Origin of the sequence: Bacillus cereus group sp. RP43 (assembly GCF_040459645.1) — a bacterium.
Classification (GTDB): domain Bacteria; phylum Bacillota; class Bacilli; order Bacillales; family Bacillaceae_G; genus Bacillus_A; species Bacillus_A mycoides_C.
This window is the reverse complement of record NZ_JARVHQ010000001.1, coordinates 4,777,878-4,804,274: the sequence shown is the minus strand read 5'-3', so window position 1 is coordinate 4,804,274 and position 26,397 is coordinate 4,777,878. Positions and strand designations below refer to the sequence as shown.

The window sequence follows — 26,397 nt, the reverse complement described above, 5'->3', positions numbered from 1 at the left end:
ATGTATAATCTCCTTTATTTTGAAAGATTTCTTACTATATATAATACAAGAAAATTCTAAAAATATATATAAATATAAAGTAAAAAGAGAGCTCAAAATGTATTGAGCTCTCATATTTACTTAATTGAAGAGGCAAACTGTTCAACTGTAGTTGTATGGTGTATACGAACGCGTTTCATCTTTAACAATTCATCCGGTTCACCTTTCGTAATGAACTGTCCAGGCTTTGTTGTCGTTGCAAATTGATAGTATTTCTTTGTTTCTGCGACAACTTTATCGTCTACATGACCGAATGGATAAGCAATTGCGATGACGGGCTTACCTGTTATTTTTTCTAGCTTTTCTTTTGATCCTTTTAACTCTTCGTCATAGTTTGTAATTTTCGGCAAGTCTGCGTGTGTTGCTGTGTGAGATTGTACAGAAAAAATACCTGAATCAACCATTTCTTTTATTTCAAATGTAGAAAGAGCGCCTTCCACATCAACGTTATCAACAATCATATATTCTGTTGCTGCTGGTTTAAAAGTATCATCTTTTAGCTTTTGTAAAACGCGAAATGCATTCATATTATTTTTCATACCGTCATCAAATGTAACGAAAACCGGCTTGTTTACTTTATTAATATCGCCCCAGCGTTCAAATGTTAATAATGTATAACCATTGTCTTTTAAATACTTCATTTGAGCTTCAAAGTTAGCAGGCGATACGAATAAATCTTTAATACCTTGCCCGTGATAATCATCAATTGCGTGGTACATAAGAACAGGAACTTTTTGCTCGAAAGTAATAGTAGATTTCGTAAGTGGAATAGCTTTTCCGCCCTCTGTTGTTCCTGTTGCTTCAATTTGATATTCACCGCGTTTTCCTTCAAATTCTTTTATATCAAAGGGAAGTGTGAATTGTTGATCTTTTTCTTTAGAAGAAAAGGATTTAGCACTTTCCTTTCCATCAGCAGTGCGCCAAATTTTATATTGTACTTCGGTTAAAGAATCTTTTATGTCTGTAATATGAATATTTGCGTTTGTAGATTCGTGCGTAATTGGATTATAAGAAATTTTACCTTGTTCCCGCACCGTCTCTTCTTGCTTTTTGACCTCTTGTACCTTTTTCTCTTTTTTAGGTTCTTGGCTTACATTGCTAGTATTACAGCCTACTAGAATAGCAGATGTACATAAAGCAATCGCTGCATATTTTCTCATAAAATCACCTTCTATTGTGTATTATGTTGCATGCTTACATTAAAATCCCCACCGCTATAAGAGAGGTGGGGATATACCCTTGTTCATCATATCATTTTTAGATGTGGGATAGGTTAGTGACTTTGAATAGCGGTAGTCTTTCGTTTCTTATTTGATTTGATAATGATATAACCTACTACAAAAATAAGAGGGATGATGAATACATAGATTGGCATTCCCCATACATAATAGCTTTTCAGGCTTAAAACTAGTAAGTGTAAGAAGTCGAAAAGGGCGTGAGCTTTCATAATATCCTCCAATGTATTTTTTACAAATTATAACATTGTTCATTTGTAATTTGTATATTTTGGTAAATGATTTAAGTTAATTTTAAAGTAAGAGAAAGGTTTATTAATATGCAATTTTGCATATGTAGAGTAGTTTCTATTAAAATATCAGGATTTTGGACTATAATAAGAACCGCTATAAATGTAAGCAAGAATGATGTACGGAGTGGAGAACAGAAATGAAATATAAAAAACTAGTATATATCCTTTTCATATCGCTATTCATAGTCGGTTGTCAAAGTGAAGTGAGTAAAGCGAATAGTGTGGAGGAGTATATTCCATCACGCCTAATGAATGCGGAAGTTACGGCGGATATTATGACATTAGAATTGCCTCATGAGGTGAAAGAAAAATTAGAGGGGATTACTAATAAAACAAGTAGTAGTCTTGCGAATAATTTAGATTGGTATTTTAAATATGTAGAAGAAATGATGCCAAACGGAAATTTACCTTATCATGAAAACTTTGGGATTACCAAAGAAGAATATGATTTTATGATAGATGAGATGAATAAGGCGAAGTATGTAAACACAAGTGATGGGAAGATCTTTTTTAAGAAAAAAGGTCATGAAATTCAAATTCGTTCTGATGAACATTTGAAACTAGTTAAAAATATAAGTATTGATACGGAGAAGAATGTTATTAAGACGGCTTTTGGGGAATGTGAATATGACGGTGAGATACAGGCATCAGATGGACAAAAGTTAATTAGTCCGTGGGGTGGAAAGAAATGGGTCTTAAAAAAGGATGGTCTAATTTATCGATTTTCATTGGGTAAATTAGTTAATACGAATAAATCTATTATATACATAACGATAAAAGGTATATATAAAGAGCAAATTATAAACACAGAAGAAGTGGTAGAATTCCACTCAGTTTCTTAAAGAATCAAAAAAAATCACCTTACTTGTTTAAGTAAGGTGATTTTTTATTAAATAAACAATCCAGCGATTGTTGCAGATAAAATAGAAGCAAGTGTTGATGCAAATAGCATTTTCCAACCAAATTTAGATACGATGCTTCCTTGCTTTTCAGAAAGGGCACGGATTGTACCAACGATTGCACCAATTTGGCTAATACTTGCAAAGCTAATTAAGAATACAGTAACGATTCCAACTGTACGTGGATCTAATGTTGCAGCAGCGCCTTTTAAATCAAGGATTGCTACGAATTCATTTAAGACAATCTTCGTACCCATAATACCACCAGCTGGGATAATATCATGAGTTGGGATACCCATTAAGAATGCGAATGGAGCAAGTATATAACCGAAGATTTGTTGTAAAGTAACAGCATATCCCATTGCACCTGAAGCAGCGCTAATTACGTAGTTTACAACTTCCATAACACCGATAAAGGCGATCATTAATGCGGCAACGATACCAGCTACTTTTAAACCATCAAGCGCACCGTTAATCATTGCGCCGATAAAGCTGTCTCCGAATAGAGTTCTATCAAATTTTTGAATCACTTCATCTTCCTTTTTCGTATCAACTGGTGTTAATAACGAACAAACGATTAAGCTTGAGAATAAGTTTAGTGGAAGAGCTGCTAGTACATATTTCGCATCTAACATCATTACGTATGATGCTGTAACAGAAGCAGAAACAGAGCTCATCGCAGAACAACAAATGATAAACATACGGTTTTTATTAAAATGCTGTAAATCGTTTTTAATAACGATTAACGCTTCACTTGAACCGAAGAATACAGAGTTTACTGCGTGGAATGATTCAACGCGTGGTAAACCAGTAATTTTTGAAATTGCACCGCCGACAACGCGAACGATGAATGGTAAAACACCTAAATAACTAAAGATAGAAAGTAGTGCTGAGAAAAATACGATAATTAATAATACATTTAAGAAAAAGACAAAATCTCTTTGAATTCCATTAAAGAGAAAATCGACACCTGTCGTACCAAGTTTAATTAGTTTGTTGAAAACTTTACTAATGAAGATGATAATTTGTTGACCAATTTTTGTGCCAAACATAAACCAACCGATTAAAATTTGGAAACCAATCATAATAGCAATTGCACGGAAGTTGATTTTACTTTTGTTGTTTGACAAAGCAAAACATAAACCTAAAACGACAAGAATACCGATAATGCTCATTACATATTGCATGTAGTTGCCCCTTTCAGAAGTTCGTATAAAGTTTTTACATAAAACGCTCGTTATATTACTAAAAATAAAGTAATAGAGGTTTTACGTCATACGTAAGATGTCTGACCTTTTAGAAAAATAAAAATAAAAAAAGACTCATATGGATTCACTTTCATCTATGAGAGAAAGCTAATCAATAGGAGTCTTTTTATACATAGGCTAATATTCATTAGTTTTCCCCATAGTCCAGCAATTTAAGGTTGCCGGGTAGAAACTCTCGATCCATATTATCGACTATATATGAGGTAACATCGTCCGTATTAAATTAGTAGTAGCGTAACATTACTAGAGAACTATCGTCAATAGCTTTTTTTCTTCCAATAGAAATAGACCATATAAGTATGATAAAATGTAACGCAGTGTTATGAAAAAGAGAGGTCGGAAAATGAGTACAAAAATGACGCCACCAGTTGAAAAAAACGAGTTTATAGATGTAGTGTTTGAAGATTTAACACATGATGGTGCCGGTGTTGCGAAAGTGAAGGGATATCCTATTTTCGTAAAAAACGGATTACCAGGTGAGGAAGCACAAATTAAAATTATTAAAGTGAAGAAAAACTTCGCGTTTGGTCGTTTAATGAAGCTTCATCAAGAAAGTCCATATCGTAAAGATGCAGAATGCCCCGTGTACAACGAGTGCGGCGGTTGTCAGCTTCAGCACTTAACATATGAAGGACAATTAAAAGCGAAAGAAAAACAAGTACGTGACGTTATGCAGCGCATCGGCGGATTAAGTGATGTTCCTGTTCATCCTGTACTTGGCATGAAGAACCCGTGGGTATACCGTAATAAAGCACAAGTACCAATTGGAGAACGTGAAGGTGGACTTGTAGCTGGTTTCTATCGTCAAGGAACGCATGACATCATTAATATGGAATCATGCTTAATTCAGGCGGAAGAAAACGATACATTAATTCAAGAAGTAAAACGTATTTGTGAAAAGCACGGTATTTCGGCTTACAATGAAGAGCGTAACAAAGGAACGCTTCGCCACGTAATGGCTCGCTACGGACAAGTAACAGGGGAAATTATGCTTGTCTTCATTACACGTACAGCTGAACTGCCAAATAAAGAAGTAATCATTGAAGAAATCGCAGCGAAATTCCCAGAAGTAAAATCGATCGTTCAAAACGTAAACACGAAACGTACAAACGTTATTTTCGGAGATAAGACGACAGTACTGTACGGATCAGAATATATTTATGACTTTATCGGTGACATTAAATTTGCGATTTCAGCACGTTCATTCTATCAAGTAAACCCAGAACAAACGAAAGTGCTATACGATAAAACGTTAGAATACGCAAAATTAAATGGTAACGAAACAGTAATTGATGCCTATTGCGGAATCGGATCAATCTCCTTATTCCTAGCGCAAAAAGCGAAAAAAGTGTACGGTGTTGAAATTGTTCCAGAAGCAATCGAAGACGCAAACCGAAACGCAGCGCTAAACAACATGACAAATGCTGAATTTGGCGTAGGAGAAGCAGAAGTAGTTATTCCTAAATGGTACAAAGAAGGCGTAATCGCCGATACAATGGTCGTAGATCCACCGCGTAAAGGCTGTGACGAAGCATTACTAAACACAATCATCGACATGAAGCCAAAACGCGTCGTATACGTATCATGTAACCCAGCAACATTAGCACGTGATTTAAAAGTACTAGAAGAAGGCGGATATAAAACACAGGAAGTACAGCCTGTTGATATGTTCCCGCATACTACTCATGTGGAGTGTGTGGCTTGGCTTAAGTTGGTATAATAAAAAAGCAGTTGATATAGAAAAAATCTATACCATCTGCTTTTTGGTTTACAAAAATACCATTCAGCAACGATTTTAGTTAAAATAAATATTGCTGATTTTCACAAAATATAAATGTCCAAATGCACTGTTGCTATTTGGCTTTATATTTTTAAATTGAGAGTTTGAAATTGTATTCATAGTGAGAGGATTTGAATTTGAAATGATAGATAATTTTTGGCGTGATTTACCACGACCATTTTTCGTACTTGCACCAATGGAAGATGTGACAGATGTTGTTTTTCGTCACGTAGTAAGTGAAGCTGGTCGCCCAGATGTATTTTTCACAGAGTTTACAAACTCGGATAGCTATTGTCATCCAGAAGGTATGAAAAGTGTACGTGGCCGTTTAATTTTTACAGAAGATGAACAGCCAATAGTGGCGCATATTTGGGGAGATAACCCTGAATATTTCCGTCAAATGAGTATTGGTATGGCAGAACTAGGATTTAAAGGCATCGATATTAATATGGGCTGCCCAGTACCGAATGTAGCATCAAGAGGAAAAGGTAGTGGCCTTATTCTACGTCCAGACGTTGCAGCAGAACTTATCCAAGCAGCAAAAGCAGGCGGACTACCTGTCAGCGTAAAAACACGACTTGGCTTTAAAGAGTTAAGCGAGTGGGAAGATTGGTTAACGCACATTTTCAAACAAGATATTGCGAACCTTTCTATTCACTTACGTACAAGAGAAGAAATGAGCCAAGTAGATGCGCACTGGGAACTAATTCCGGAAATTAAAAAATTACGTGACCGCATTGCACCAAATACGTTAATAACAATCAATGGAGACATTCCTGATCGTCAAACTGGAATGGAACTTGCTGAGAAATATGGTATTGATGGCGTTATGATCGGACGAGGTATTTTTAAAAATCCTTTTGCCTTTGAAAAAGAGCCAAGAGAGCATAGCAGTAAAGAACACCTTGATCTTCTAAGACTACAGCTTGATCTTCAAGATCAATATGCAGAAGTACTACCACGTTCCATCACAGGGCTTCATCGCTTTTTCAAAATTTATGTAAAAGGCTTCCCTGGAGCTGCTGAACTAAGAAATCAACTGATGAGCACGAAATCGACTGATGAAGTGCGTACATTGCTTGATAAGTTTGAGGCTAGTGTTGATAAGGATGGAGATAGTGAAACAGTGTAACTTTTGAAAGTTAGAGCTGATGGGGTGTAGCGATTTTATGAGTGTTTGTTTCGTTTTACTTATGGTGAACCGTATCATAAGTAAGTGAGGTATTCTATGTAAAACAAGGGTAAGAAAAGAATACAGAAGAAAATCGAAAATGGCAGGTTGGTCTTGATTTTCACTGATATTATCATGTTTATTTTATTATGCCTATAACTTGGAGGCTATGTGAATGTTAAGTGATCAGACGAGATATTCTAGGCTCGCGAATATAACAAAAATAATAAATACAAAATTAGAACTACGTGAAGTATTGCAGCGTGTAACAATGGCGATATCAGAGGAGATTGTTCGATGCAACGCTGTTGGAATTTATTTACCCCAGAAAGATGGAACATTTAGAGGATTTGCAGGAAAACCAGAGACCATAAATGGCGTAACGCTCGATACTCAGGTAATTGATCCTGAAATGGACTTACTGGCAAAAGAAGTTATTGAAACCAAAAAAACCATCTATATCCCTGATACCTCAAAGGATCATCGGCCGGATCCAAGACCAGTTGATGCGTTCAAAATTAAGTCCTTATTAGCCCTGCCTATCTCATTTGGACAAGAGTTATTTGGTCTGGTTTTTTTATTTGATTATGGAGTTCCAATGAACTTAACAGATTCAGAAATTCAAAGTGTTGAAGCTTATGTAAATATGGCTGCGGTCGCAATTCAAAATGCAAATAATTTAACACAAAAGGAAAACCTTATTGCCGAGAAGCAGCTGTTACTAAATGTTACCCGTGATTTATCAATGTGTTCCTCGACACAGGAGAGTTTTGATAAATGTTTTTTTTACTTAGGACAGATTTTAGAGAGTAAAAACATGGCTGCCCACCTTTTAGACCCGCTAGACAAAACAACGATTAAAACAACGAAGTTAAGCAAGGACTGTGATTGGACAGAAGCGGATTGGATGGAGAAAAGCTATGAAACCAAGATCCAAGAGGTTATTCAAACAAAAAATATAGATAGTAAGGGTCTACTGATGATTCCATTGGTTTCAATGGGAGAAGTATTAGGGGTAATCGTCGTTGGCAAAGGTCACAATTATGATAATTCCCAAATACAACTTGCAAAATCTATCGTTGATGCCACAGCGCCTACGTTTTCAAACTTGTTATATATGGATCGACTTGAAAGCATGGTGGAAGAGCGAACGAGAGAACTAGCTGTTGCTAATGAAAAAGTTACAAGTGTGATTGAAAGTATTACGGATGGATTCTTTACTTTAAATAATACATGGGAATTTACGTACGTAAATAAGCATCAATATTTTCCACAAAGAAAAACAGCAAAAGATGTATTAGGCAAGAATATATGGGGGATTTTCCCGAGTAGCGTTGACGAAGTTATGTATAAGGAACTTCATCGTGCAATGTCAGAGCGAACTACAGTTTGTTTCGAATTTTTTTCTACCTCTGATGAATATTGGCACGAAGTTATTGCATACCCGTATGATGATGGTATTTGTTGTATTTTTAAAAACATAACGGAAAAAAAGCAATATGAGCAGGAATTGAAAAGGTTATCGAACCTAGATTTAATAGGGCAAATGGCAGCAGGTATCAGCCATGAGATTAGAAATCCAATGACAACAGTACGAGGATTTTTGCAGTTATTAAAAGAAGAGCACACCTATGAGAAACATAATAAGTACTTTAATTTAATGATTGAAGAACTTGACCGTGCCAATTCTATTATTACTGAATTTCTCTCGATTGGTAATACAAGGAAATCAGATTTGCAGATGTTAGATTTAAATTCAATTATCCACGATATTATTCCTTTAATAAAGATTGATACGTATAATCAAAATAAATATATTCAAGTCGATACAAATGACATTCCGGAATTATTTTTAAATCGTAATGAGATACGGCAATTATTAATAAACCTATACCGTAATGGCTTAGAAGCGATGAGCACAGGGAAATTTCTAACCATTAGCACCTACAAGGAAGGTCAAAATTGTGTGGTGCTTGCAGTGCGGGATCAAGGAAAAGGTATCAGGCCTGAAGTATTAGAGAAACTGGGTACTCCATTTTACACGACCAAAGATAATGGAACTGGATTGGGGTTAGGCATATGTTATGCCATTGCTGCCCGTCATAATGCAAAAATAGAAATTCAAACAGGATCGGAAGGTACTACCTTTTTTGTTAAATTTAATTATGAAAATAATGAACAATAACCTCATTTAGATTAGTTACGGTGACTGTACCACAAATATTCATGTTTGAGTTGCCCACTAAATTAGAGTTGCATAAAAAGAAATGGACAAACCTATATCAGGTTAGTCCATTTTCAAGTGTGTTAACTAATAGTAAATCCTCATCCGTAATTTCGCGCGATTATCCCATCCTTTTTTGCTGTTTTAAAATCCTCCCCAAAAGCATTAATCCACCTAAGACTACAAAACCAACCTCTAAAATGTTAAAGTAGTAACTTAACGACATTAATTTACACATGCTAAAAGCATTACTATATTCAACATTTCAGGAGGAAAAACAATGGCAATGAGCAACAACGATATATTAAAAAGAGTAAGATACGCTTTAGATATAAAAGATATAGATATGGTGGAAATCTTTAAACTTGGCGGGATGGAAGTAACGAAAGAAGACGTAGTTGATATGCTTACAAAAATAAAGAGAGCTCCTCAACATGAAGCTGAAAATGATGATGTAATCGAAGATGAGTACGTACTAACATGCGATATGATGATGTTAGAGTCATTTTTAAATGGATTTATTACTTTAAAAAGAGGCAAGCAAGATCCGAAACCAGGGCAACCTGCGGGACAAGCAGCACCTTTACGAAGTAATGAAAGTGCCAATAACCTTCTTTTAAAGAAAATGAAAATCGCACTATCTTTAACGAGTGAGGATGTGCTTGATATATTAGATAGCGTAGGCGTCATCGTAACAAAAGGAGAGTTAGGCGCTTTATTAAGAAAGAAAGGCCATAAGCATTACAAAGAGTGCGGCGATAGATACGCAAGGAATTTCATTAAGGGATTGGCTGTAAAGTATAGAGGATAAGCATTGTAACATTTATGGTAAAGCAGTAAATGATATAATAGGTAGAGTAGGACGCTAGTAGCCTGCTCTTTTTTATTTGTAAAAATAATTATGAACGAATACGTTAGGTGATGAAATGGTACATACATATTTAGGTGAGACAATTAATTTTCATATAACTTATAAGAAGAAAAAATCAGTACGTCTTTATGTAGATTCTTATGGGAATGTGGAAGTGCAAGCTCCGAAAGGAACGCCTGTTGAATACTTAGTCCAATTGTTAGAGGAGAAATGGGATTGGATTCAGGCAACACGTAAGGAAATGCAGGAGCGGGCGCTTGGACCACAGGAAAAGGATTATGATCAAGGAGAAGGCTTTCTGTATTTAGGAAATACGTATCCGATACAGATTTCTCAAGATGCAAGTATTGAACAAGATAATGCAGTCTTTGAAGATGGTAAGCTACATATTTATGTGAAAGAGCTTAAGGATGAGAAGATCCAGCAAGCTTTGAAACGATTTTACTATAAGCAGTGCAAAGCATTAGTGGAGAAAAGTATTAAAGCACATCAAAGCAACTTTAAAACAAAACCGCGTTCTATTCGTATTACAGATAGTAGTCGTACGTGGGGAACTTGTGATTCAAATCTACAGCTAACATTCAATTGGAAGTTAGCGATGGCACCACAGAGGGTAATTGACTATGTAGTCGTTCACGAAATGTGTCATATGGTTCATTTAAATCATGATCGCTCTTTTTGGCGTCTTGTCGGGAAAATAATGCCTGATTACAAGGAAATGGAAAACTGGTTAGCGTTATCGAGTTGGAAGATGACGGTTTAGTTATTACTTTAGATTGTGGAATGAAATAAAGTAGAACCCTAATGAATTAGGGTTCTCTTTGTACATAGATTATCGTCCAAACTTCACAGTGAAAGTATCGTCTATTCTCTCCATCTCATACCCACGATACCCCTCCGAAAGTAACGTCTGCTGTCCACTAGCATCACTCATAGGAACGCTTTTAACATCCGTCCAATCTCTTTCTATATCTTTACGCAACTCCTTCACAAAAACATACCGCATACTCCCGCCGTACTTCTCCTTCAATGCAGCAATTTCCATCCCTTGCGCAAACTTATCTTTTAAACTAGGAATGTTAAAAGGTGCAACGGTGCAGCAAACGTAATCGTATTTGCTGTCTTCTTTTTGTAATTCATCCATGATGATTGTGGCTAATATTTTTTGCATCCCATTTCCTCGGCAGTTTGGATGAACGTTTGAGATTTCTTGATAGATGACGCGGTGTAGCTCGCTTTCTGTTAGGCCGATATCAAGTCCTAAATGTTCATCGTCAATAGGAGGGACTAGTAGGGCACGAAATGCGATGAGTTCGTTTTCGATAAAAGCACCGATCATCATGCCGTTTCCTTCTAGAATGTATTGAAATTCTTCTAGTGAGAGCGGTTGTAAACGACCTTTATCTTCTAATGCATCAACTACAATATTTTGTAGTAATAAAATTTGTTCGATGTGCTTTAGTGATAGTAATGTAACGTGAAATGGTTGTTCGTTTTGTTTTAATGTTCCTTCATAAAGAACCGTCATGTATTAATCCTCCTTTAGCGTACAACGTCTTGAAAGACGGTTAGTTCTTGTAATGTATCTTCATTTATTTCAATTCCTAATCCCGGCTTTTCGTTTAAACGAATAAATGGTACGTCGTAATGTAAGTTTCCGATGTCTTTCGTGAATTTTAATGGTCCTGTTAGTTCGACGCTAGTAATGATTTTTTTTGAGAAAGCGACATGGAATCCTGCGGAAGAGGCAACAGATGATTCAACCATGGATCCAACTTGGCATTCAATTCCTGCCATTTCAGCTTGATGGGCGAGTTTTACAGCTGGATATATGCCGCCGCATTTCATTAGTTTTATATTCACCTTATCAGTTGCGTCTAATTTAATGATTTGGCGCATTTCACGAGAGCCTTTTAATCCTTCATCAATCATAAGTGGAAGATCTGTTTTCGAACGAATATGAGCCATTGCGTCAATATCGTCCGCTACAACAGGCTGTTCAATCCAGTCGATGTTTAAGTGACCTAATGAACGAAGTGCTGTTAATGTGTTTGCGCTATTTTTCCACCCTTGGTTTACATCAACGCGAATCGCGATATCATTTCCTACACGTTCCCGTACAGCTTCAATTCGTTTTACATCTTCGTGTACAATTGTGCCGACTTTCATTTTGAAAGATTGGTAACCTTTCTTAATCATAGAGGCAGCTTCCTCAGCCATATTTTCTGGCTCGGCGATACTTAAGACGTGAGTGACAGGAAATTCTTCATGGTAGCGTCCGCCAATTAATTGATATACAGGTTGATTTAATTTTTTACCCGTTATATCAAAACAAGCAATATCAATCGCAGCCTTCGCTGTAGGAACACCGTAAATTGTGTTGTCCATCATATCGTGTATTTTCTCGATATTCATTGGATTTTTCCCGATAAGAGCAGGAGCTAGTATATGTTTTAAAATATGGAAAGTACTTTCCCATGATTCACCTGTAACGTGATCATCAGCAACGCCTTCACCGAAACCGATAATGCCTTCATCGGTTTCCATTTTGACTATAATAGAAGGCATATCAGAATAAGAACCATAACTAATAACAAACGGATCGCGAAGCGGTAAACGAATTGCGTAAAGATGAATAGCTGTAATTTTCATTGAATAAAGACCCCTTCCTGTTTACAATGGTTTTGTACATTTGATATAGTTGACGTTAAATAGTCGTTAATTAATGATAAGGAGTTAGAGAAAATGATGATAAAAATTGCAGTTGTCGGTTCAAAAGAGTTTATGGAGAATCTTTTACCTATTGCTCATAAACTAGAAGAGATAGAGATTGATCCATATATTTACCTTCACCCGGCAGAATCTTCTGAAATATTAAAGCGTTTAAAACCTTGTGATGTTATCTTTTTCTCAGGTGCTTTACCTTATTATATGGCAAAAGAAATAAGAGAACAATTACTAATTCCAAGTGTATATTTGCAGCAAGACGAGACAACTGTCGCATCTTCACTTCTTTCTATAATATATCATCAAAGTATTCAACCTCATAAAATTTCAATTGATTTAGTAGATCGTTCTTTTATTACAAATGTGTTCCATGATATCGGTCTGAAAGAAACGCCGCAAGTGATGGATTATGAAAATATGTTATGGAGTAATGATGAAATTAAGAGAATCATTGATTTTCATTTAGCTAAATATCAATCAGGAGAGGTTGATTTAGCTTTAACTAGTATTCACGCTGTCTACGATGAACTTCAAAAAATAGGTATTCCTTCAGAGCGTATGATAGATCCGACGCAATCAATTATACATGGGTTAAAAGATGCAAAAATAAAAGCTGAGTTAGCAAAAAGCCATTCAGCTACTGTTGGTGCTTGTATTATATCCTTTATAGAGTTACAAGAAAGCTCGCTTGAACAATTAAATGTAATTTCAAAAGAATTACGTGGTTCATTTAAACAAGTTGATGAAATGACTTTTATTTTGTATACAACTCGTGGTGATATTGAATTGAGTATAAAAACAAATACGATAGATCGTTTATTTACGAATATAGAAGGAGCGTTATCTATTGGATTTGGTTACGGAAAAACAGTAAATGAAGCGGAACAAAATGCAAAAATCGCTCAAGGTTTCGCAAAAAATAATCCGATAGAACGCTGCTTTTATATACTAACAAGTGATAAAGAATTATTTGGTCCGTTCCCGAAAGAACAGAGAGTACAAAGTTTAAAAAACGATAATCCTGAATTAATGAAAATAGCGAAGGAAACGAAGCTTAGTCCTGCAAACTTGTCAAAAATCATTCAATTTAGTCAATCGCATCCATCATTGAAATTTACAGCGGCCGATCTTTCTGAGTACTTACAAGTGACTCGGCGATCGACGGAAAGGCTGTTAAAGAAATTAGTTGATTACAGGTATGCCAATATTTGCGGCGAGGAAATGCCCTATCAACAAGGGCGCCCTCGTGCAATATATGAGCTAAATTTACCGTTGTATTCGTTTCAAAAATTTTAAGCTTCTAGTTGTGCTTTTTGTTTTTTCAGTAGGTCTGCTTTTTCAATATCAGATAGCTTCGTAATTGTGAAGCCAGTTATACCATAAATGATTGAGATAATAGGTACGATGAAATTCAATATAGCATAAGGAGCATATTCGAATGCGCCGACTCCAAGTGTTGCGAGTATAAATACACCACATGTATTCCAAGGTACGAAAACAGAAGTTAATGTTCCACCATCTTCTAATGCTCTGGATAAATTTTTAGAATGTAGTCCTTTTTCTGTGTACGCATTTGCATACATTCTTGAAGGAACAACAATCGAAATATATTGTTCAGAGCAAGTAAGATTCGTTGCAAAGCAAGATGCGATAGTAGAGGCGATAAGTCCTTTTGATGATGTGGCTAATTTTAAAATTTGATTTACAATTGAGCGAAGAATGCCAGTATGTTCTAGTACTCCGCCGAAAGTCATAGCGACAATTGTCATAGAAACTGTATTCATCATAGAGCTTAAGCCACCACGGTTAAATAGTTCATCTACTAGTTTGTTTCCAGTGTCTATGACAAATCCACTTTGGAGTGCACCGACAGCTGATGAGACAGAGCCACCTTGAATAAAGACTTGTGATAAGAATCCTAAAATAACACCTACGAGAATAGCTGGTATAGCAGGGACTTTTTTAGCGACCAATACCATAACGACTACGGGTATAATTAATAGGAAAGGCGAAATAACAAAGTTTTGTTGCAATACTTGTAACGTTTGATCGATGCTTTTTGCATCAATATTGTTATTGCCGAAGCTTCTTCCTAAGAACGCATAAACGATAAGAGTAATAATTAAACCAGGGATTGTAGTAAATAACATATGACGAATATGTGTGAATAAATCTGTATTTGTTAGTCCTGCGGCTAAGTTTGTCGTGTCTGAAAGCGGTGACATTTTATCGCCAAAATAAGAACCGGAAATTATAGCGCCAGCAACCATTGGAGCTGGGATTCCCATACTTAGGCCAATTCCCATTCCAGCAACACCAATTGTTCCCATTGTAGACCAAGAGCTACCGATAGCTAATGCAACGATAGAACAAATAATTGTAATTGAAACTAAAAATAATGATGGGGTTAAAAGTTTTAAGCCGTAATAAATCATAGTAGCGACGATTCCACCGCCAATCCAAGCACCGATCGTTAAACCTACAAGAATAATGATAACGATAGCGGGTAATGCAAGGCGAATTCCTTTATACATCGATTCTTCAATGTCATTCCATTTGTAACCGTATCGCCAAGCGACGATAGAAGCAACGGTTGTACCGATAATAAGTGGGACGTGAGGGCTTTGTTCTAATACAACAATTGTAACCATCATAACTGCAACTGTAATGATAATAGGGATTATTGCTATGCCAAAAGGTATTTCTCTTTTCATAAACTGCCTCCTCATTATGTATGTTTGTATTTTTAGAATTGTCGCAAAATAGACGTTATTAAGTTATAATAACTAAAAATAGATACAAGCGTCAATATAAAAACAGAAAATATCGAATGTTCTATTTGTATGGATATCTTTATAAGATGAGTTGAAATCGGGTATTAACGGTATTAAAAAATAAATAATTGACTTTTTTCTTAAAATTCAATATGTTCATAAAAACATCTGTTTTTCATAAGTATAATTAACCTGAATGGTTTTGGAATTTGGGAAGGAGAATGTAGCTTTGAAAACATTAGAACTACAAGAGCGTTTAACTGAAATTTTTCAGCATTTACATGAAAACCCTGAAGTGAGTTGGAAAGAGTATGAAACGACAGCGTATATTACTAACTTTTTAAAAGAAGAAGGAATTTCATATAAAATATTTGATGATTGCCCAGGCGTGATCGCTGAAATTGGAAGCGGAAATCCAGTTGTTGCAATTCGTGCCGATATGGATGCACTTTGGCAAGAAGTAGACGGAGAGTTTAAAGCGAATCATTCATGTGGTCACGATGCACATATGACAATTGTGATGGGACTTATTTTACAATTGAAAAATATGAGATGGGGTAGTGGAACGGTTAGGTTTATTTTTCAGCCGGCAGAGGAAAAAGGAAATGGTTCTTTAAAGATGGTAGAGAAGGGTGCCGTGGATGATGCTGACTTCTTATTTGGTGTTCATTTAAGACCGATTGAAGAACTACCTTTGAAACAAGCTGCCCCATCTATTCGTCACGGAGCAGCAGGATTTTTAGAAGGAACGATCCATGGAGATGATGCACATGGGGCACGCCCGCATCAAGGGATAAATGCAATTGATGTCATTTCGATGATCAATATTGGATTGAAAAATATATGGTTACCGCCGCAAAGTTCCTATTCAGTGAAGATGACAAGGTGCCAAGCTGGCGGGGATAATTTGAATATTATTCCGGGAAACGGTCATTTTAGTTTAGATGTAAGGGCAGAAAATAACATATTACTAAATGAATTGAAGCAAAAAATAGAGCAAGTAATTTTGTCAGCTGAATCAATGGGATCTAAAGTATCTTATGAGTGGATCGATCTCGCACCAGGAGCTGAAGTGTCAGAAGAAGCTGAGCGCTTTATGCGAAAAGGTATTCTTGAAGTGTACGGGGAAGAGGGATGCACTGGACCACTGTATACGACAGGAAGCGATGATTTTCATTACTACACAGTGAAGAGACCACATTTAAAAGCCGTCATGCTTGGACTAGGGGCAAACCTACAACCTGGATTACACCATCCGTATATGAAGTTTGATCATAGTTGTATAATGGATGGAGTAGAAATATTGAAACAAACTGTATTGAAAGTGCTGGAAGACAGGGGCTAGAAGGCTCCTGTTTTTTTGTAGGAATTTGTCGTTAAGTCGATATATTCGATTTTGTGACGATATATTTGAAGTTATGTTCGATATATTTTAATTTGCGGTGATATAATTTCACGTACCAATTAATTTGATGAAAAATTCTCCTCTAGTACATGGTGTATAATAATAAGTACCATTTGTTAATAGGAGAAAAAAATGAACGAACAATATTACGATGCTGTATTAAATATAAAAACCGTCGGTGAGCAAAAAGGGTTTAATAAATCTATGCACTATCACCGTTATGAACCGACACCGTATAGCGGGTTGGATGAGTTATTGAATCAATATGAAATAAAAAGTAGCGATCGAATTGTAGACTTTGGGTGTGGAAAAGGGAGATTGAATTTTTACATGCATCATAAGTGCGATGCATCAGCGGTTGGAATTGAAATGAATGAAGCGTTTTATAAAGAAGCAATGGAAAACTGTGAGCGTTATGCAAGGAAGGTAAGAAACAGTAAAGATAAAATTCAATTTGAATGTTGTTTAGCACAGGAATATGAGATTGATCCACGTGATAACCGGTTTTATTTCTTCAATCCATTTTCTGTCCAAGTGTTTATGAATGTAGTAAATAACATTTTGCTTTCGGTAGAGGAAATAGAGAGGAAAGTGGATATTATTTTATACTACCCTTCTGAAGATTATATTTTCTTCTTGGAGAATCAGACTGCTTTTGAATTGAAGAGAGAAGTTAGATTACCGGGTGCTTATGAGAAGAATGGGAATGAGAGATTTTTAGTTTATACATTAGGATTATAAAAAAAGCAGGTGCCTTGGCACCTGCTTTTGTAAAACTCACGTCTATATAATTAGTTACGGATTAAGTAATCAAATGCACCTAAAGCTGCGTTTGCACCTGAACCCATAGAGATGATGATTTGTTTGTACGGATTATTTGTACAGTCACCTGCAGCAAACACTCCTGGTACATTTGTAGCACCGTGCTTATCTGTTACGATTTCACCGCGAGCGCGTTCAACAGTTTCACCTAACCAGTCTGTGTTTGGCACAAGACCGATTTGAACGAATACACCCTGTAATTCAACGTGATGAACTTCTTCAGTTTCACGATCGATGTAAGAAATACCGTTTACTTTGTCAGTACCAGTAATTTCTTTCGTTTGAACGTTTTTCAGAACAGTTACGTTTGGTAGGCTGTTAAGACGCTCTTGTAATACAGCATCAGCTTTTAATTCTGGCATGAATTCAAGAACAGTTACGTGATTAACAATACCTGCTAAGTCGATAGCTGCTTCAATACCAGAGTTACCTCCGCCGATAACCGCTACATCTTTTCCGATGAATAATGGACCGTCACAGTGTGGGCAGTATGCTACACCTTTGTTTTTGAACTCAGCTTCACCCGGTACGCCAACATTACGCCAGCGAGCACCTGTTGAAACGATTACGCTCTTACTTTTCAGAATAGCGCCGTTTTCAAGTTCCACTTCAATAAGTTCTTTTTTCTCTAAACGTTTCGCACGTTGTAGATTCATTACATCGATGTCGTATTCTTTTACGTGCTCTTCAAGGCTTGCTACTAGCTTAGGACCTTCAGTGCGTTTTACGCTGATGAAGTTCTCAATACCCATAGTATCCATTACTTGACCACCGAAGCGCTCAGCAACGATACCTGTGCGGATTCCTTTACGTGCTGCATAAATTGCTGCACTTGCACCAGCTGGGCCGCCACCAACAACAAGAACATCGTATGGATCTTTATCAGAAAGCTCTGATGCATCTGGACCGTTACCCATTTTAGCTAAAATTTCTTCAAGTGTCATACGACCGCTTCCGAAAGATTCGCCGTTTAGGTAAACAGTTGGTACTGCCATGATGTCTTTGCTTTCTACTTCCTCTTTAAATGCAGCGCCATCAATCATAGTATGTGTAATACCAGAGTTTAGAACGCTCATTACGTTAAGAGCTTGTACAACATCAGGACAGTTATGACAACTTAGGCTGATATAAGATTCAAAATGATATTCGCCTTGAATGCTTTTGATTTGATCGATTAATTTTTGTTCAACTTTTGGAGCACGTCCACTAACTTGTAGTAAAGCTAACACTAATGAAGTAAATTCGTGTCCTAATGGAATACCGGCGAATACGACACCAGTGTCTTCGCCAGGGCGATTTACGCTAAAGCTTGGTGTTCTCTCTAGTTCAACTTTTTCTACTGTAATCTTAGATGACATAGTAGCTAATTCATCTACTAGAGATAACATATCTTTAGATACGTTATCGTCTCCTGCGCTTACTTTAAGTAAAATATCGTTCTCCATTAACTGAAGGTATTGGGATAGTTGTGTTTTTATATCTGCATCTAGTATCATTTTGATCGAACTCCTTAGATTTTGCCTACAAGGTCAAGGCTTGGTTTAAGTGTTGCAGAACCCTCTTGCCATTTAGCTGGGCAAACTTCACCTGGGTTGTTACGTACGTATTGAGCTGCTTTAATTTTGTTAACAAGAATGCTTGCGTCACGGCCGATACCGTCAGCATTAATTTCCATAGATTGGATAATTCCGTCTGGATCGATGATGAATGTACCACGAGCAGCAAGACCTTCTTCTTCCATTAAAACGTTGAAGTTTGTAGTGATTGTGCGAGTTGGGTCACCAATCATAATGTATTCGATTTTGCCGATAGTTTCTGAGCTATCATGCCATGCTTTGTGAGTGAAGTGAGTGTCTGTAGATACAGAGTATACTTCAACGCCTAAGTCTTTTAGAGTTGCGTATTGGTTTTGTAAGTCTTCAAGTTCAGTTGGACAAACAAATGTGAAGTCTGCTGGGTAGAAACAAACTACACTCCATTTTCCTTTTAAACTTTCGTCAGTAACTTGAATAAATTCTCCATTATGGTAAGCATTAGCTTTAAACGGTTTTACTTCTGTGCCGATTAATAACATATTAAAATTCCTCCTAAAGGTTGGTTTTGAGCATCGGAAATTAGTTTGCTCATAAAATATATTTTTTAATTAACTATAATAATTCTAATTCGATATTAATTATCATATAGAAGTGGTTATTTTGTCAAGAGAATAAACCAACTTTATACCAATTTAATTAATATTTATTCTCAATTAAGGTTGTTAGGGAATTAAAAGGTAATTTTTAAGTCATAAATTTTCAACGAGTGTTTGAAAGAGTAGTGTGTATGTTAGAGACATGGTGTAAGTATAAATTCTTAGGAAGGAAATATTTCTTAGAAGTTGTGGATTTGAAAAGGAACTGCTTACTTCTATTTTACAAAGAATTGTGCAATAAATAAAACAAAATGTATCGGAATCTTTGTGAACAATTATTGTCATCTTAAATATATATAATAAGAAGTATATTGCAATGAGAAATAGAAACATTGACGCTCATTTCTAACAAGATATAATAAAAGCGAGATATGTATTGCAATAGAGAAGATATAGTATAGATTGAAAGAATTTCAATCTATTATTTTTTACGGCTTTTAGAAAACGTTTACATTTAGTGTGGAGGGGAAACCATGTCTAAGTTCACGAAGTATTTTTTAATGGAAGCTAAAGATGTAATCGCATATGTGCAAGAGAAATTACCTAAGTTCGAACATGCAAAGGGGCTAAAGTGTAAAGAAATAGGTGATGGTAATTTAAATTATGTGTTCCGCGTTTGGGATGAACAGAAGAACATTTCTGTCATTGTAAAGCAAGCTGGGGATACAGCGCGTATTTCAGATGAGTTTAAGTTGTCGACGAATCGAATCCGTATAGAATCAGATGTTTTGCGATTAGAAGGAGAGTTAGCATCTGGACTCGTGCCAAATGTATATTTGTTTGATAGTGTGATGAATTGTTGCGTGATGGAAGATTTATCAGATCACACAATATTGCGTACAGCACTCATAAATCATCAAATGTTTCCGAAGCTTGCTGATGATTTAACTACTTTTATGGTAAACACTCTTCTATTAACATCAGATGTTGTAATGAATCATAAAGAGAAGAAGGAACTTGTGAAGAATTATATAAATCCTGAGTTATGTGAGATTACAGAGGACCTCGTATATTCAGAGCCATTCACAAACCATAATAAACGCAACGAATTGTTTCAATTAAATGAAGGATGGATTAGAGAGCATATTTATAGTGATAAAGAGCTTCGTATGGAAGTAGCAAAACTTAAGTTTTCGTTTATGACGAATGCACAAGCGCTACTTCACGGTGATTTACATACTGGTTCTGTTTTTGTAAAAAGTGATTCTACAAAGGTTATTGATCCTGAATTTGCTTTTTATGGACCTATGGGATATGACGTTGGGAATATAATGGCGAATTTAATGTTTGCATGGGTGAATGCAGATGCAGTGATGCAATCTGGTATTGAGAAAGATACATATATGAACTGGATAGAATCTACCATGATAGATGTAATTGATTTATTTAAGAAGAAGTTTTTAGATGCTTGGGATATTCATGTGACAGAGATTATGGCGAAGGAAGAAGGCTTTAACCGAGTTTATTTACAATCTGTATTAGAGGATACAGCTGCAGTGACGGGTCTTGAGTTAATACGTCGTATTGTTGGTCTAGCGAAGGTAAAGGATATGACTTGTATTGAGAATGACGCGGCGCGTGCTAGAGCGGAGCGAATTTGTCTTCAAGTAGCGAAGAAGTTTATTTTACAAGCGAATCAATATAAAGCAGGTAGCAGCTTTGTAGAAACGTTAAAAAAACAGTCAATGCATAGTGCGAAATAAGGGGAGAAGATGATGACAGAGCAATTAATACCAATTCAGTGGAAAGATGATGCTTTAGTGTTATTGGATCAAACGGTATTACCGAACGAAGTAGTCTATGAATCTTTTAAAACGGCTGAGGGTGTGTGGGATGCGATTCGAGTAATGAAAGTACGAGGAGCGCCGGCAATAGGTGTTTCAGCAGCCTACGGTGTGTATTTAGGAGTAAAGGAAGTTGCGGAAAGTTCGGCGGAAGAATTCATAGCGGAAGTAAAAAAGGTATGTGCATACTTAGCGACATCAAGACCGACGGCAGTAAACTTATTTTGGGCGCTTGAAAGAATGGAAAGTGTAGCGGAAGAGAATGCTCACTTATCAATTGCGCAATTGAAAGATAGATTATTAGAAGAAGCAAAAGAGATTCATAGAGAAGATGAAGAAATTAACCGTCAAATTGGAGAACATGCATTAACATTATTCCATGATGGCATAGGGTTATTAACGCATTGTAATGCAGGTGCGTTAGCAACGACTAAGTATGGTACTGCGACAGCTCCAATGTACTTAGCGAAAGAAAAAGGATGGGACTTAAAAATTTATTCCGATGAAACACGCCCTAGATTACAAGGTTCAACGTTAACAGCATTAGAGCTGCAGCGAGCGGGAATTGATGTAACGGTCATTACAGATAATATGGCGGCAATGGTCATGTCACAAGGGAAAATTGATGCAGTAATCGTTGGATGTGATCGTGTAGCAGCAAACGGGGATGTAGCAAATAAAATTGGAACATTAGGTGTTTCGATCTTAGCTAAATATTATAACATTCCATTTTATGTAGCAGCACCAACGCCGACAATTGATTTGAAAACACTGACAGGAAAAGAAATTCCAATTGAAGAAAGGGATGCTTCTGAAGTGATCAATCGTTTCGGACAATACTCTGCTCCGCAAGAAAGTAAAGTATACAATCCGGCATTTGATGTCACGCCATATGAAAATGTAACAGCGATTATTACGGAAAAAGGAATTGTGAAAGCACCGTTTACGGAGAATTTAAAAAAGCTATTTTAGTAAGTAGATATATATAGTCAGTCATCATAAGCTTCATACTTAGGGGGATGTATATGTTATTGCAAAAAGAAAGAGAAGAAATTGTAGCGTATGGAAAGAAAATGATCACAAGTGGCTTAACAAAGGGGACAGGGGGAAATATTAGTATTTTCAATCGTGAACAAGGCCTTGTTGCAATTAGCCCAAGTGGTCTAGATTATTATGAAACGACGCCTGAAGATGTAGTTATATTGAATTTAGATGGTGAAGTGATAGAAGGGGAGAGAAAACCATCAAGCGAGTTAGACATGCATCTTATTTATTATAGAAATCGTGAAGATATAAATGCGCTTGTGCATACACATTCTCCTTATGCAAAGACAATTGCATCGTTAGGATGGGAGCTTCCTGCTGTGTCATATTTAATTGCTTTTGCAGGTCCGAATGTTCGCTGTGCACCGTATGAAACATTTGGTACGAAGCAATTAGCAGAGGCTGCTTTTGAAGGAATGATTGATCGTCGTGCAGTCTTACTTGCGAACCATGGTTTAATGGCTGGTGCGAATAATATAAAAATGGCGTTTACTATTGCAGAAGAGATTGAGTTTTGTGCTCAAATTTATTATCAAACGAAAAGTGTCGGAGAACCGAAATTACTGCCAGAAGACGAGATGGAGAATTTGGCGAAGAAGTTTGAAGGGTATGGACAGCAGTAGAATGAAAGGAAAACCCCCTCAAGAAAAAATCTTGAGGGGGTTTCTCTATGCCTTCTTCAATAACAAATACATAAAGTAAGGAGCACCAATTAAAGCAACGACAATACCTGCTGGGATACCGTTAGGTTCAACGATATTTCGTCCGATTGTATCTGCAAATAGTAATAGCCATCCACCAATTAAAACGGCGATTGGCATGAAGATTTGATGCCTTGGACCTACTAAAGATTTTGCGATATGAGGAGCCATTAGTCCAATAAAGCTAATTCCACCTGTTACAGAAACAGCAGCGGCAGCAAGTGCAACGGCTGCGATTAATAAGTATCTTCGTTCTTTTTCAATTTCAATTCCAACACCGATTGCTACTGGCTCGTTTAATGCTAGTATATTTAATCGATTTGCCTTATAGAAAACAAATGGGATTAATACGATTAGCCAAGGAAGCATTGCTAAAACAAATGTCCAGTCATCTCCCCAAATGTTTCCGGCAATCCATTTTGCGATAAAGTCCACTTTCATACGATCGGCGGATGAAATAAGGACAATCATTATTCCAGATAGTGCAAATGAAAAACCGATGCCGGTTAATGTTAATCGTATTGGCTGAAGGCCGGTGGATTTACTATATGAAAATACGTAAATTAGAACAGCTGTTAGAAACGCACCGATAAATCCAACGACTGGTAGTAGGTAAAGGAATGAACCTACGTCTATCGGGAAGTATAGAAAGAAAAAAGCAACTGCAACACCAGCACCAGCGTTAATGCCGAGAATACCAGGTTCAGCTAAATCGTTTCGGGTAATACCTTGTAATACAGCACCTGATAAAGCGAGTGCCATACCAGCTAATAATGTAATGACGATTCTAGGTAGCCTTAAAGAATATAAAACGAATTCTTCTTTAAATGAACCTTGTCCCATAAGTGTTGGGATTAATCTGTCATAGGAGAGAGCGGCAGAACCGAGTCCCATTCCAATTACAATTGTTGTGATGGTAAGTATGAGTAATGCAAGTATGATAAGGCGTTGTTTCTTTAGAATAGATTGCATCATGAGAAAGTTCTTCCTCCTTTACGTACAATAAATAGGAAGAATGGTAATCCTACAATTGCGACGATTGCAGCAACTGGTGTTTCATACGGAGCGTTAATTGTACGTCCGATTGTATCTGCGAGCAGCATAAAGGAAGCACCAGCGATTGCTGACATCGGTATAACAAAACGGTAATCTGGTCCAACGATTGGACGAACCATATGAGGTATCATTAAGCCGATAAATGCCATGTTTCCGACAAGCGCTACAGAAGCACCTGCAAGCAAGATAATAATGATAAATAAAATTGTTTTAATGACGATAATCTTTTGACCGAGTCCAACAGCAACTTCTTCACTGAAACTAAGGACTGTCAATTTTCTCGCAAGTAAGATAGCGAGAAATATACTTACTGAAATAACTGGAATAATAATTTTTAATTGGCTCCAAGTAGTTCCAATTACTCCCCCGGCAGTCCAAAGTGATACATCTTGTGAAATTTTGAAGTAAATGCCGACTCCTTCTGAAATTGCGAGTAGAAATGCTGAAACTGCAGCACCAGCTAATACAATTCGAAGAGGGGAAAGTCCGCCCTTTTTCACCATGCCAATTCCAAATACCATAATAGCGCCAATTGCAGCACCGATAAAGCAAGCTAGTGTTAAGTAAAGATAGCTTATTGAAGGGTTGAAAGCAAGTGTTAGTGCAAGTGCAGCATTTGCGCCACCAGTTAAGCCTAGTAATCCAGGATCAGCAAGAGGGTTACGTGTTAATCCTTGCATAATCGCCCCAGAAACAGCAAGTCCAGCTCCTACAAAAATAGCAGCAACTTCACGTGGTAAACGTATTTCGCGAATAATAGATATTTTGTCTCCTTTAGCGGAGGAAGTGAGTGCTAACCATACGTCTTTTATAGAAGTATCAGCAGCACCTAATACCATTGCAACCATAAAAATAAGAAAGAATGCAATTATGCTCAAAATTAGTTTGTATGTAAAAGCGTTGGAACGTAGGTTGTCTTGCTCTTTTTTCATTAGTTTCACATCTTTTCTTTTCATAGAATAAAGGAAGAGGAATTCTTAAATTAAGAATTCCTCATGTTTGTATTATTGACCAAGAAAGCTCTTCTTGAAGAAGTCTAGTTGGAAATCTAATGTAAGTGGATCATTGAAATAGAATTCCATCATGTTTGCTTCATATACACGATTATTTTTTACTGCTGGAATGTTTTTATATGATTCTGTCTCTTGGAATGAGTTATCAGTATCTTTGTTTTTACTTACGATTAAGTAATCACCAGCGAACTCAGGTAATACCTCAGTAGATAATGCGTAGTATCCTTCTTTTAAAGCTTTTTCTTTTACTTTTTCAGGCATTTTTAATTTCATTTCTTGGTAAAGAATTTCTGTTCCACGGCCCCAGTTTTCGCCGTATACATAAAGCTGTTTGTTGAAGTTTTCAACAACAGAAACTGTTGCATCTTCACCGATCTTCGCTTTAATGTCTTTTCCAGCTGTTTGTGCGCGTTTCTTGAAATCATCAACCCAAGTTTTTGCTTCTTTTTCTTTATTTAATAATTTACCGATTTCTAAGTGTTGTGTTAAGTAGTCAACTTTTCCGTAAGTGTATGTTACAGTAGGAGCGATTTTCTTTAACTTATCAACATTTTTAATATTTGATAAACCAATGATTAAATCTGGATTTAATTCTGCAATCTTTTCAACATTCTCATCTGATACTTCAGCGACATTTTTAAGTTTGCTATCGAAACGTGGGTTTTGTTTAGACCATGAATCTACCCCAACAAGGTTTACACCTAATGACATTACGTTACCAGCGAATGATGATAGGACAACAACACGCTGTGGATTTGCTGGAACTTCTACTTTACCATTTTCTGATTGGTATGTAATTGTTTCTGATTTTTTACCTTTTGCGTCGTTCTTCTTGTCTGTTGAACCATTGCTACAAGCACTCATAACAAGGACGAACAGAACTGTTAGTGAAATGAAAAATTTTTTCATCGTCTTTCTCCTTTTGATAGATGATATGTGATATACAATAAATTGTTTAGCTTTGATCTTTTGAAAAGTTAGTGGTAATACAAAAGTCTTATTAACAATCTTGAACTTGAGATTTTACCATATAGTATTCACCATAGTAATAGAAGAAGATGTAATCTCACAGTTGCTAATAATTAACAAATTGATAATGA

The 26,397-nt window shown here is 36.4% G+C and carries 23 protein-coding genes and 1 riboswitch; of the genes, 12 read left to right on the top strand and 11 right to left on the bottom strand.

The window, feature by feature from the left end:
- Positions 1–116: 116 nt before the first annotated feature.
- The gene (locus QCI75_RS24910; RefSeq protein WP_144504576.1) at positions 117–1,199 is read right to left on the bottom strand and encodes a polysaccharide deacetylase family protein; all 1,083 of its coding nucleotides are present in this window, start codon (positions 1,197–1,199) and stop codon (positions 117–119) included.
- Between the two features lie 113 nt (positions 1,200–1,312).
- Positions 1,313–1,486, bottom strand: a complete 174-nt coding sequence (locus tag QCI75_RS24905) for a hypothetical protein (RefSeq protein WP_186320838.1) — start codon at positions 1,484–1,486, stop codon at positions 1,313–1,315.
- 218 nt (positions 1,487–1,704) lie between these two features.
- On the opposite strand from QCI75_RS24905, the gene QCI75_RS24900 reads away from it, so the two are divergent.
- Positions 1,705–2,409 (top strand): hypothetical protein, encoded by a 705-nt coding sequence (locus QCI75_RS24900; protein WP_353761368.1) that lies wholly within the window; start codon positions 1,705–1,707, stop codon positions 2,407–2,409.
- 47 nt (positions 2,410–2,456) lie between these two features.
- On the opposite strand, the gene QCI75_RS24895 is transcribed toward QCI75_RS24900, so the two are convergent.
- Entirely contained in the window at positions 2,457–3,653 is a 1,197-nt protein-coding gene (locus QCI75_RS24895; RefSeq protein WP_002063580.1) for a NupC/NupG family nucleoside CNT transporter, read from the bottom strand.
- A gap of 201 nt (positions 3,654–3,854) precedes the next feature.
- Positions 3,855–3,956: riboswitch (purine riboswitch) on the bottom strand.
- A 121-nt stretch (positions 3,957–4,077) separates the two neighbouring features.
- Here QCI75_RS24895 and rlmD point away from each other — a divergent pair.
- From rlmD to QCI75_RS24870, 5 genes are all read left to right on the top strand, one after another.
- Complete coding sequence (gene rlmD, locus QCI75_RS24890) at positions 4,078–5,454, top strand: 23S rRNA (uracil(1939)-C(5))-methyltransferase RlmD (RefSeq protein WP_144504571.1); 1,377 nt, start codon at positions 4,078–4,080, stop codon at positions 5,452–5,454.
- A 202-nt stretch (positions 5,455–5,656) separates the two neighbouring features.
- Positions 5,657–6,646: a tRNA dihydrouridine synthase gene (locus tag QCI75_RS24885; RefSeq protein ID WP_144504569.1), complete on the top strand. Its 990-nt coding sequence runs from the start codon at positions 5,657–5,659 to the stop codon at positions 6,644–6,646.
- Positions 6,647–6,860: 214 nt separating this feature from the next.
- Positions 6,861–8,870 (top strand): GAF domain-containing sensor histidine kinase, encoded by a 2,010-nt coding sequence (locus QCI75_RS24880; protein ID WP_353761367.1) that lies wholly within the window; start codon positions 6,861–6,863, stop codon positions 8,868–8,870.
- Between the two features lie 319 nt (positions 8,871–9,189).
- Positions 9,190–9,720, top strand: coding sequence for a YehS family protein (locus QCI75_RS24875; RefSeq protein WP_144504565.1), 531 nt, complete (start codon positions 9,190–9,192; stop codon positions 9,718–9,720).
- Between the two features lie 115 nt (positions 9,721–9,835).
- Complete coding sequence (locus tag QCI75_RS24870; protein WP_144504563.1) at positions 9,836–10,543, top strand: M48 family metallopeptidase; 708 nt, start codon at positions 9,836–9,838, stop codon at positions 10,541–10,543.
- A 69-nt stretch (positions 10,544–10,612) separates the two neighbouring features.
- Here the strand turns inward: QCI75_RS24870 and QCI75_RS24865 are convergent, their stop codons facing one another.
- Together QCI75_RS24865 and QCI75_RS24860 are read right to left on the bottom strand one after the other, a co-directional pair.
- The gene (locus tag QCI75_RS24865) at positions 10,613–11,308 is read right to left on the bottom strand and encodes a GNAT family N-acetyltransferase (RefSeq protein WP_353761366.1); all 696 of its coding nucleotides are present in this window, start codon (positions 11,306–11,308) and stop codon (positions 10,613–10,615) included.
- A 14-nt stretch (positions 11,309–11,322) separates the two neighbouring features.
- Positions 11,323–12,432 carry a mandelate racemase/muconate lactonizing enzyme family protein gene (locus QCI75_RS24860; protein WP_144504559.1) on the bottom strand — a complete coding sequence of 370 codons (1,110 nt, stop codon included), beginning with the start codon at positions 12,430–12,432 and terminating at the stop codon, positions 11,323–11,325.
- A 93-nt stretch (positions 12,433–12,525) separates the two neighbouring features.
- Between QCI75_RS24860 and QCI75_RS24855 the strand changes: the two genes are divergently transcribed.
- Positions 12,526–13,803 carry a transcriptional regulator gene (locus QCI75_RS24855; RefSeq protein ID WP_353761365.1) on the top strand — a complete coding sequence of 426 codons (1,278 nt, stop codon included), beginning with the start codon at positions 12,526–12,528 and terminating at the stop codon, positions 13,801–13,803.
- Here QCI75_RS24855 and nhaC read toward each other — a convergent pair.
- Entirely contained in the window at positions 13,800–15,221 is a 1,422-nt protein-coding gene (nhaC, locus tag QCI75_RS24850) for a Na+/H+ antiporter NhaC (RefSeq protein ID WP_144504555.1), read from the bottom strand. The two genes, QCI75_RS24855 and nhaC, sit on opposite strands and share 4 nt — an antisense overlap.
- Before the next feature lie 289 nt (positions 15,222–15,510).
- On the opposite strand from nhaC, the gene QCI75_RS24845 reads away from it, so the two are divergent.
- Together QCI75_RS24845 and QCI75_RS24840 are read left to right on the top strand one after the other, a co-directional pair.
- Positions 15,511–16,626, top strand: coding sequence for a M20 peptidase aminoacylase family protein (locus QCI75_RS24845; RefSeq protein ID WP_353761363.1), 1,116 nt, complete (start codon positions 15,511–15,513; stop codon positions 16,624–16,626).
- 192 nt (positions 16,627–16,818) lie between these two features.
- The gene (locus QCI75_RS24840) at positions 16,819–17,427 is read left to right on the top strand and encodes an SAM-dependent methyltransferase (protein WP_353761362.1); all 609 of its coding nucleotides are present in this window, start codon (positions 16,819–16,821) and stop codon (positions 17,425–17,427) included.
- A gap of 50 nt (positions 17,428–17,477) precedes the next feature.
- Here the strand turns inward: QCI75_RS24840 and ahpF are convergent, their stop codons facing one another.
- On the bottom strand, positions 17,478–19,004 hold the full coding sequence (gene ahpF, locus QCI75_RS24835; protein WP_144504549.1) for an alkyl hydroperoxide reductase subunit F: 1,527 nt from the start codon (positions 19,002–19,004) through the stop codon (positions 17,478–17,480).
- Positions 19,005–19,018: 14 nt separating this feature from the next.
- Complete coding sequence (gene ahpC / locus QCI75_RS24830) at positions 19,019–19,582, bottom strand: alkyl hydroperoxide reductase subunit C (protein ID WP_000924419.1); 564 nt, start codon at positions 19,580–19,582, stop codon at positions 19,019–19,021.
- A 590-nt stretch (positions 19,583–20,172) separates the two neighbouring features.
- On the opposite strand from ahpC, the gene mtnK reads away from it, so the two are divergent.
- From mtnK to QCI75_RS24815, 3 genes are read left to right on the top strand one after another with little or no spacing between them, the layout of a single operon-like run.
- Positions 20,173–21,402 (top strand): S-methyl-5-thioribose kinase, encoded by a 1,230-nt coding sequence (gene mtnK, locus QCI75_RS24825; protein ID WP_353761360.1) that lies wholly within the window; start codon positions 20,173–20,175, stop codon positions 21,400–21,402.
- Between the two features lie 12 nt (positions 21,403–21,414).
- Positions 21,415–22,455, top strand: a complete 1,041-nt coding sequence (mtnA, locus tag QCI75_RS24820) for an S-methyl-5-thioribose-1-phosphate isomerase (protein ID WP_353761359.1) — start codon at positions 21,415–21,417, stop codon at positions 22,453–22,455.
- 53 nt (positions 22,456–22,508) lie between these two features.
- The gene (locus QCI75_RS24815) at positions 22,509–23,150 is read left to right on the top strand and encodes an L-fuculose-phosphate aldolase (RefSeq protein ID WP_353761358.1); all 642 of its coding nucleotides are present in this window, start codon (positions 22,509–22,511) and stop codon (positions 23,148–23,150) included.
- A gap of 45 nt (positions 23,151–23,195) precedes the next feature.
- Here the strand turns inward: QCI75_RS24815 and QCI75_RS24810 are convergent, their stop codons facing one another.
- From QCI75_RS24810 to QCI75_RS24800, 3 genes are read right to left on the bottom strand one after another with little or no spacing between them, the layout of a single operon-like run.
- Positions 23,196–24,203 carry a FecCD family ABC transporter permease gene (locus tag QCI75_RS24810; protein ID WP_098779096.1) on the bottom strand — a complete coding sequence of 336 codons (1,008 nt, stop codon included), beginning with the start codon at positions 24,201–24,203 and terminating at the stop codon, positions 23,196–23,198.
- Positions 24,200–25,240, bottom strand: a complete 1,041-nt coding sequence (locus QCI75_RS24805) for a FecCD family ABC transporter permease (protein ID WP_144505257.1) — start codon at positions 25,238–25,240, stop codon at positions 24,200–24,202. Before QCI75_RS24805 ends, QCI75_RS24810 begins: the two co-directional genes overlap by 4 nt.
- 48 nt (positions 25,241–25,288) lie before the next feature.
- Positions 25,289–26,206 (bottom strand): iron-hydroxamate ABC transporter substrate-binding protein, encoded by a 918-nt coding sequence (locus QCI75_RS24800; protein WP_113735454.1) that lies wholly within the window; start codon positions 26,204–26,206, stop codon positions 25,289–25,291.
- Positions 26,207–26,397: the final 191 nt, after the last annotated feature.

Bases quoted from the DNA above. Each gene is read 5' to 3' on its own strand.
- QCI75_RS24910 (WP_144504576.1), bottom strand. From the start codon at position 1,199: ATGAGAAAATATGCAGCGATTGCTTTATGTACATCTGCTATTCTAGTA.
- QCI75_RS24905 (WP_186320838.1), bottom strand. From the start codon at position 1,486: ATGAAAGCTCACGCCCTTTTCGACTTCTTACACTTACTAGTTTTAAGC.
- QCI75_RS24900 (WP_353761368.1), top strand. From the start codon at position 1,705: ATGAAATATAAAAAACTAGTATATATCCTTTTCATATCGCTATTCATA.
- QCI75_RS24895 (WP_002063580.1), bottom strand. From the start codon at position 3,653: ATGCAATATGTAATGAGCATTATCGGTATTCTTGTCGTTTTAGGTTTA.
- rlmD (WP_144504571.1), top strand. From the start codon at position 4,078: ATGAGTACAAAAATGACGCCACCAGTTGAAAAAAACGAGTTTATAGAT.
- QCI75_RS24885 (WP_144504569.1), top strand. From the start codon at position 5,657: ATGATAGATAATTTTTGGCGTGATTTACCACGACCATTTTTCGTACTT.
- QCI75_RS24880 (WP_353761367.1), top strand. From the start codon at position 6,861: ATGTTAAGTGATCAGACGAGATATTCTAGGCTCGCGAATATAACAAAA.
- QCI75_RS24875 (WP_144504565.1), top strand. From the start codon at position 9,190: ATGGCAATGAGCAACAACGATATATTAAAAAGAGTAAGATACGCTTTA.
- QCI75_RS24870 (WP_144504563.1), top strand. From the start codon at position 9,836: ATGGTACATACATATTTAGGTGAGACAATTAATTTTCATATAACTTAT.
- QCI75_RS24865 (WP_353761366.1), bottom strand. From the start codon at position 11,308: ATGACGGTTCTTTATGAAGGAACATTAAAACAAAACGAACAACCATTT.
- QCI75_RS24860 (WP_144504559.1), bottom strand. From the start codon at position 12,432: ATGAAAATTACAGCTATTCATCTTTACGCAATTCGTTTACCGCTTCGC.
- QCI75_RS24855 (WP_353761365.1), top strand. From the start codon at position 12,526: ATGATGATAAAAATTGCAGTTGTCGGTTCAAAAGAGTTTATGGAGAAT.
- nhaC (WP_144504555.1), bottom strand. From the start codon at position 15,221: ATGAAAAGAGAAATACCTTTTGGCATAGCAATAATCCCTATTATCATT.
- QCI75_RS24840 (WP_353761362.1), top strand. From the start codon at position 16,819: ATGAACGAACAATATTACGATGCTGTATTAAATATAAAAACCGTCGGT.
- ahpF (WP_144504549.1), bottom strand. From the start codon at position 19,004: ATGATACTAGATGCAGATATAAAAACACAACTATCCCAATACCTTCAG.
- ahpC (WP_000924419.1), bottom strand. From the start codon at position 19,582: ATGTTATTAATCGGCACAGAAGTAAAACCGTTTAAAGCTAATGCTTAC.
- mtnK (WP_353761360.1), top strand. From the start codon at position 20,173: ATGTCTAAGTTCACGAAGTATTTTTTAATGGAAGCTAAAGATGTAATC.
- mtnA (WP_353761359.1), top strand. From the start codon at position 21,415: ATGACAGAGCAATTAATACCAATTCAGTGGAAAGATGATGCTTTAGTG.
- QCI75_RS24815 (WP_353761358.1), top strand. From the start codon at position 22,509: ATGTTATTGCAAAAAGAAAGAGAAGAAATTGTAGCGTATGGAAAGAAA.
- QCI75_RS24810 (WP_098779096.1), bottom strand. From the start codon at position 24,203: ATGATGCAATCTATTCTAAAGAAACAACGCCTTATCATACTTGCATTA.
- QCI75_RS24805 (WP_144505257.1), bottom strand. From the start codon at position 25,240: ATGAAAAGAAAAGATGTGAAACTAATGAAAAAAGAGCAAGACAACCTA.
- QCI75_RS24800 (WP_113735454.1), bottom strand. From the start codon at position 26,206: ATGAAAAAATTTTTCATTTCACTAACAGTTCTGTTCGTCCTTGTTATG.